Source organism: Mesorhizobium sp. (assembly GCF_024509055.1).
In the GTDB taxonomy this organism is placed as follows: domain Bacteria; phylum Pseudomonadota; class Alphaproteobacteria; order Rhizobiales; family Rhizobiaceae; genus Mesorhizobium.
In genome coordinates this window covers 1-7,004 of the sequence record NZ_JANINM010000027.1, presented here as the reverse complement: position 1 = coordinate 7,004, position 7,004 = coordinate 1, and the positions used below count along the sequence as shown (strand labels likewise).

Annotated in this window: 8 protein-coding genes; 4 read left to right on the top strand and 4 right to left on the bottom strand. The window is 64.4% G+C overall.

Annotated elements, in window-relative coordinates; translation table 11 throughout:
* The first annotated feature begins 161 nt into the window (after positions 1-161).
* The 4 genes from Q0L57_RS02065 to Q0L57_RS02050 all read left to right on the top strand — a co-directional run bounded on the left by Q0L57_RS02065 (position 162) and on the right by Q0L57_RS02050 (position 4,240).
* Entirely contained in the window at positions 162-1,361 is a 1,200-nt protein-coding gene (locus Q0L57_RS02065; RefSeq protein ID WP_296737323.1) for an amidase, read from the top strand.
* A gap of 2 nt (positions 1,362-1,363) precedes the next feature.
* Complete coding sequence (locus Q0L57_RS02060) at positions 1,364-2,263, top strand: LysR family transcriptional regulator (protein ID WP_296737322.1); 900 nt, start codon at positions 1,364-1,366, stop codon at positions 2,261-2,263.
* 101 nt (positions 2,264-2,364) lie between these two features.
* A complete protein-coding gene (locus tag Q0L57_RS02055) occupies positions 2,365-3,009 on the top strand; it encodes a DUF1007 family protein (RefSeq protein ID WP_296737320.1) in 645 nt (214 codons plus the stop codon).
* Positions 3,010-3,016: 7 nt separating this feature from the next.
* A complete protein-coding gene (locus Q0L57_RS02050; protein ID WP_296737326.1) occupies positions 3,017-4,240 on the top strand; it encodes a nickel/cobalt transporter in 1,224 nt (407 codons plus the stop codon).
* Here Q0L57_RS02050 and denD read toward each other — a convergent pair.
* The 4 genes from denD to Q0L57_RS02030 form a co-directional block, all read right to left on the bottom strand.
* Positions 4,237-5,211 (bottom strand): D-erythronate dehydrogenase, encoded by a 975-nt coding sequence (denD, locus tag Q0L57_RS02045; RefSeq protein WP_296737318.1) that lies wholly within the window; start codon positions 5,209-5,211, stop codon positions 4,237-4,239. The two genes, Q0L57_RS02050 and denD, sit on opposite strands and share 4 nt — an antisense overlap.
* Positions 5,212-5,213: 2 nt before the next feature.
* Complete coding sequence (locus Q0L57_RS02040) at positions 5,214-5,420, bottom strand: hypothetical protein (RefSeq protein WP_296737316.1); 207 nt, start codon at positions 5,418-5,420, stop codon at positions 5,214-5,216.
* Between the two features lie 51 nt (positions 5,421-5,471).
* Positions 5,472-6,455 carry a cation diffusion facilitator family transporter gene (locus Q0L57_RS02035; protein WP_296737315.1) on the bottom strand — a complete coding sequence of 328 codons (984 nt, stop codon included), beginning with the start codon at positions 6,453-6,455 and terminating at the stop codon, positions 5,472-5,474.
* Positions 6,456-6,522: 67 nt separating this feature from the next.
* On the bottom strand, positions 6,523-7,004 hold a 482-nt coding region (locus tag Q0L57_RS02030; protein ID WP_296737313.1), incomplete at its 5' end, for a GNAT family protein.

The following is a 7,004-nucleotide window of genomic DNA, read 5'->3' as shown; positions in this document are numbered from 1 at the left end:
CCCTCACCATTCGAGGATCGGCGGACACCCACAGGCACGTGCGACTTTGGGCAAGCGCGATATAGGAGCGAAGGGTTTCACAATCAATAAAAATCGTAAGGCCGGTTGTAAAATTTCTGGCATCGAACAATCTTTGTGGAATCGTATCCGGAAATCGAACGATGCCAGCGACCCAGGGTCCATTCAACGCCTTCCTCGATCTGCGCCAAATGCCTGTAGCGCATGCGGAATTAGGCCCGCTTGCCGGCCTGCGGCTGGCCGTGAAGGACATCTATGATGTCGCCGGCTATCGCACCGGTTGCGGCAACCCGCGCAAGTTCGAAGAAGGGCATGCCGCCTCGCGGACGGCCGAGGCGGTGCAGATGATTCTCGATGCCGGCGCGCGGTTCATCGGCAAGACACAGACGGACGAACTCGCTTTCTCGCTGTTCGGCCAGAATTCGCATTTCCCGTTTCCGGTGAACCCGGCCGCCAGGGATCGCGTCACCGGCGGCTCATCATCAGGGTCGGCGGCGGCCGTGGCGGGCGGGCTCGCGGACATCGCCACCGGCTCGGACACCGGCGGCTCGATTCGTGCGCCGGCAAGCTTCTGTGGCCTCATCGGGCTGCGCACCACGCATGGCCGCATCTCGCTCGACGGGGCGATGAAGCTCGCGCCGAGCTTCGACACGTTCGGATGGTTCGCCGACGACATCGAGACCTATGAGACGGTCGGCAAGATCCTGCTGGGCCGCGATCCGCACCAGCACCCGCTCAACCGCCCTCTATCGATCCGCTGGCTCGACGCCTTCGTCACGGGTCCGGCCGAGGCCGCCGAGTATGCGCGTATGCGGGCGCTAGCCGCGAGCGTGACGGGCGAGCCGACTGTCACCGAATACGCCTTCGCATCGTTCCCGGACGAGCTCTACTGGTGCTTCCGCCGGTTGCAGGCATTCGAGGCCTGGCGCGAGCATGGCGGCTGGATTGCGGCAGGCAACCACGGCCTTGGCCCGGGTGTCGACGAGCGTTTCGGCTTCGGCCGTACCATCGATGCCGGGATGGTTGCGACCGAGGCTGCGCGCCGCCTCGCTTTCCGCGCCGAGCTTGGCGCCCTGCTCGGCAATAACGGCTTCCTCGTCCTGCCCACCGTTCCAGGGGCGGCGCCGCTTTCGGCAAGCACGCCGGAACAGTTCCAGGCCTACCGTGAAAGAGCGCTCCATCTGTTGTGCCTGGCAGGCCTCTCGGGTTTCCCGCAGATCACTTTGCCTCTTGGCAGCATCGACGGCGCGCCGTTCGGCCTGTCGCTGCTCGGCCCTTCCGGCAGCGACGTCGCGCTGATACGGCTCGGACGAAGACTCCTCGACACGGCACGAAAGGCCTGACCATGGATACATTGACGCGCATGCGCGCCTTCATCGACGTGGTCGAGGCCGAAGGCTTTTCAGCCGCGGCGCGCAAGATCGGCCGCTCCAAGGCGCTGCTGTCGAAATATGTGCGCGAGTTGGAGGATGAGCTGGGCGCCCTGCTCCTGAACCGCACCACGCGGCAGTTCTCGCTGACCGAAGCCGGCCACACCTATTACCAGCGCGCGTCGGAAATCGTGCGCGAGGTGGACAGCCTGGCCGACGCGGTGCGCGAATCCTCCGGCGACGTGCGCGGCAGGATCAAGCTTTCGGCGGCGCGCACCTTTGCCGACGCGCCGATCGGCCAGTCGCTTATCGACTTCGCCAAGCAGCATCCCGACATCGTGCTCGACATCCATCTCGACGACCGTTTCGTCGATCTGGTCGAGGAGGGTTTCGATCTTGCGGTGCGCATCTCGCGGCTGGAGAACTCCTCGCTGATCGCGCGACGCCTGGGGCCGTTTTCCGTGCGGCTCTGTGCCTCGCCGGACCTGATCGCGAAGCACGGCAAGCCGACCCGGCCGCAGGACCTCTCCAACATGCCTTGCATCGTCGACACCAATGGCCGCTCGCTGGCCAACTGGCGTTTCAAGGGCGATGGCGATGACACCGTCACCGTCACCGTGTCGGGACCGATCGAGGTCAACAGCCCGATGGCGGCGAGAGCCGCCGCCGCGTCCGGCCTGGGATTCGCCATTCTGCCCGATTTCATCGCTGCCCCCGATCTCGCATCCGGCCGGCTGGTCACGGTGCTCGATGAGCGCATCCTGTCCGGCACTGGCATTTTCGCGGTCTACCCGCATCGCCGCTATCTGCCGGCCAAGGTGCGCGTCTTTGTCGATTTCCTGGTCCACTGGTTCAGGACGCGCGAGACGGCGTGACGCTGACGTCCCAATTTCGCCCCCTTTCTGATAACTCTCGGGGTCCACTCCCGATGTCGATGGAATCGCAGCTCAGAATGCACCTGAAACGGCAAGCAATAATGCTGGCTTCGGCGGCGGCGGCGACATTCGCCGCGGTCGAGCCGGCCGAGGTGCACCCCCACGTTTTCGCCGAAGCCCGTCTCGACGTCATCCTCAGCCCGGATCACCAAAGTGTGAAATCGTTGCGCCATCTCTGGCGTTTCGACGACCTGTTTTCGAGTACGGTGCTGATGGAGTTCGACAAGAACAACGACCTCAAGCTTGACGACAACGAGCTCAAGGCAGTAGCCGACACCGTCCATTCTTCGCTGGCGGAGTTCAACTACTTCCAGCTCGTCACGCAGAACGGCAAGGACGTGCCGATGGCGCCACCTCCGCACATGGTCGCCAGCTTCGACAACGATCAGCTGATCATACTGTTCGAGTCGCAGCCGAAGACGCCGATCAAGCTCTCCGGCAAGATCGACATCGGCGTGTACGATCCGACCTTCTACACTGCGATCGACTTCACCGACGACGACAAGATCACTGTCGAGGGACTACCCTCGACATGCACAAAGAAAGTCGTCCGTCCCGATCCGGACGAGGCGATCGCCGAAAACCAGAAGACCCTGACGGATGCGTTCTTCAACGATCCGACGGGCACCGACATGAGCAAGATCTTCGCCACCAAGCTCGAATTGAACTGCGCCCCAGAAGGATGATCCGGTGATGAAACCATCGCTGCGTTTGGCCCTTAGCCTGCTGGCCGCCACCCTGGTGATGACGCATCTGCCGGGCGCTGCCCATGCCCAGAGCTCGCTTGGCATCGGCGTCAATGACGGCATGGCTCCCACGACTACCGGTCCGTTTGCCCACATCCTGATGTGGATTAATCTGCGCCAGCAGGAATTCTATCATTCCCTTGCCGCCGCCATGAAGGCGATGCGGCAGGACGGCAGCAAGCTCTGGCTGCTGATCGGTCTCTCCTTCGCCTATGGCATCTTCCACGCCGCCGGCCCGGGCCACGGCAAGGCCGTGATCTCCTCCTACATGGTCGCCAACGAAGTGGCGCTGAAGCGTGGCATCCTGCTGTCTTTCGTCTCGGCCCTGCTGCAGGGGCTGACGGCGGTTGTCGTCATGATGCTTGCCTATTTCGTCTTGCGTGGCACCGCGGTGTCCATGACCGACGCAGCCTGGTTTCTGGAAATCTCGAGCTTCGCGCTTGTCACCCTGTTCGGCGCCTGGCTGCTCTGGCGCAAGGCCGGCCCCGCGGTGCTGCGCCTGTTCGGCGCGCGCCCCGCCTACAGCCTGTCGGCCGCCCATGCCGGGCATTCGCATGGTAGCCATTCGCATGGTGGCCATTCCCATGCGGGGCACTCGCACGCCGGACAGTCCCACGCTCGCGCACACGCCCACGCGGCGCATGTCCATGCGCCACACGCGCACCACGACCACGATCATGGACCGCATTCGCATGATCACGACGCGCATGACCATCACGACCACGCGGCGCATGATCACGATCACGCTGCCCACGATCACGCCGGCCACGATCATGGGCCGGGCGAAGTCTGCGATACCTGCGGCCATTCGCATGCGCCCGACCCGGCGATGCTGTCCGGCGACCACTTCGACTGGCGCACCGCCTGGTCGGCTGTCGCGGCCGTCGGCATCCGTCCTTGTTCCGGGGCGCTGATCGTGCTGAGTTTCGCCCTGCTGAACGGGCTGTGGCTCGGCGGGCTGCTGTCGGTGCTAGCCATGTCGCTCGGCACCGCAATCACCGTTTCGGCACTCGCCATCCTCGCGGTGACGGCCAAGAACTGGGCTGTCTATTTCGCCGGCGACGGACGCCTCGGCAACCGCATCCATTCGATCGTCGAGATCGGCGGCGCTGCCTTCATCTTCTTGGTGGGATTGCTGCTCTTGTCGGCCAGCCTGTCCGGCACCGTCTAGACGACCTTTCCTCCGAGCTCATCCTCGATGTGAGCGCGGATGATGTCGTCGAAGCGCTCTTCAGCGGCAAAGCCAAGCGCCCTCGCCCGACGTGCCTCGAACCGTGTCGGCCAGCCCTTGACGATCGCCCAGATCGTCTCGTCCGGTTGTTCGCGGATTCGCTTAACCACCTCGGCTCCGGCGATGCGCGTCAGCGCCTCGATCTGCTCGCCGACCGTGACCGCGACGCCGGGCATCGTCAGGTTGCGGCGCGGCCCGACCGCGTTGCCGTCGATCTCCGCCGCATGGATCAGGAAATTCACCGCCGAACGCGGGCTGGCATGCGTGTGCAGCACGGAACGCGGCACCGGCAGGATCGCTTCCTGGCCGGCCAGGGGCTCACGGATGATGCCCGAGAAGAAACCCGAGGCCGCCTTGTTGGGCTTTCCCGGGCGCACGCAGATTGTCGGCAGCCGGATGCCGATGCCGTCGAAGAAGCCGCGCCGCGTGTAGTCGGCAAGCAGCGCTTCGCCCATCAGCTTCTGCGTGCCGTAGGAGGTCAGCGGCGTCGGGTGGAACTCGTCCGGAATGACGTCCGGAAACGGCGCGCCGAACACGGCGATCGACGAGGTGAAGACCAGGCGCGGCGAAAACGCCGCAAGCCGCACGGCGTCGAACAGCGCGCGCGTGCCGTCGAGATTGACGCGATAGCCGAGGTCGAAATTGGCCTCCGCCTCGCCGGATACGATGCCGGCCAGATGGAAGATCACGTCCGGGTGAGAGGCGACAAGGCTCGTCGTCGCGCCCGGCGCGGAAAGATCGCCCGTATGGATCGACACATCGACGCCTTCGATAGCCGGAACCTGCGGCGCCACGATGTCATGCAGATCGAGCGCAGAGAACTTGCGGCCGCGCAGGCTTCCATCCTTGGCCAGCCGCGCGATCAGCTTGCGACCCACCATGCCGGCCGCGCCAGTGATCAGAATCCTCATCTCTAGAGACCCTTCTTGCGTTGGCTACGGCCACGCAGCCACAGCACGGCGAACAGGCCCACCAGGAAGATGACAGCGACAAGGACGGCGAGCACCTGCGAGATGCGGCCGGCCGCAAGCATGATCGTCGGCAGGAAATAGGCGAAGAGGCCGAATACAAGCAGGATGCAGCCTGCCGCGATAGCCGTATTGCGCGTTTCGCGATCCATCAGGAGGCATCCTCCGGTCCGAGGCCATTCAGTGTCATCATCAGATACTCGTCAGTGATAGTGGCGACGATCGCGAGGCGCATCGTCCGTGTGGTCGTGGTGGTGGCCGCCGTGGCCGTCTGTGCAATCGCCGAACTCGGGCTCGACCGTGGTGTGGTCGATGCCGTGCTTGGCCGCAAGCCGCTGCTTGATCGCGCTGACGGCGACGTGAGGGTCGATACCGTCGTTCAGGCAGGCATGCAGCGTCGCCATGTTGCTGGTGCCGTCGAGCGACCAGATATGCATGTGATGCACCTCGCGCACGCCCCTGACCGCGCCTTCCAGGTCCTTGGCGATCAGGTCGCGATCGAGGTTGGCGGGCACGCCTTCGAGCAGCACATGGGCAGCCTCGCGCATCAGCGACCATGCCGTCGACAGGATGAGCAGCGACACCGCGACCGAGAGGATCGGATCGATCGGCGTCCAGCCCGTCGCGATGATGACGAGTGCCGCGACGATGGCCGCGGCGGAACCCAGCACGTCGCCAAGCACATGCAGGATGGCGCCGCGCATGTTGAGGCTTTCGCGGTCGCCGCCATGCAGCACGAAGAAGGAGGCGATGTTGACCACGAGGCCGGCGACAGCCACCACCAGCATCGGCCCGCCCAGCACCGGAGCCGGGTTCAGCACCCGTCCCCAGGCCTCGTAGACGATCCACAGCGCAATGACGAAGATGGCGATGCCGTTGGTGTAGGCAACCAGCGTCTTCACCCGGCCGAAGCCATAGGTCAGGCGCCCGGTGGCGGGACGGCCGGCGAGATGGAAGGCGTACCAGGCAAGGCCGAGCGCGATAGCATCGGCCAGCATGTGGCCGGCATCGGCAAGCAGCGCCAGCGATCCGGTGAACAGGCCGCCGAGTGCCTCGGCAACCATGAAGCCTGCCGTCAGGCAGGTCGCGATCAGCACGCGCTTCTTGTCGGTCGAGCCGTGCACATGGCCGGCGCCGTGGCTGTGTCCATGCGAGCCGTGCCCGTCTGAACCGTGGTCATGCGCCATCGCGCAACTCCTGTCAGTTGACCATGATCCAGTCCGAAAACCGGCTGCCACTTTTCAGGGTCATGGCCTACGCGCCGAACTCGGCGCGGAAATCCTCGAGCCGCCGCTTCTGGTGGCCTTCGCCATCGAAATTAGCCGGATCGAGCCAAGCCTCATAGGCTTTGCGCAGCGCCGGCCATTCCTTGTCGATGATCGAATACCACGCCGTATCGCGGTTTTCACCCTTGACCACAAGATGCTGGCGGAAAATGCCCTCGAACTTGAACCCGAAGCGTTCGGCCGCGCGTTTCGACGGCTCGTTGCGGTTGTTGCATTTCCACTCGTAACGGCGATAGCCGAGTTCGTCGAAGGCGTACTTCGTGAACAGGAACTGCGCTTCCGTCGCCGCTGGCTTGCGGGAGATCAGCGGCCCCCAGTAGATGTTGCCGATCTCTATCACACCATTGGCGGCATCGAGGCGCATCAGCGTCTGGCGCCCGGCAATCTTGCCGCTGGCCTTGTCGATGACGGTGAAGAACAGCGGGTCCTCACTGGCCTCGACCCTGTCCA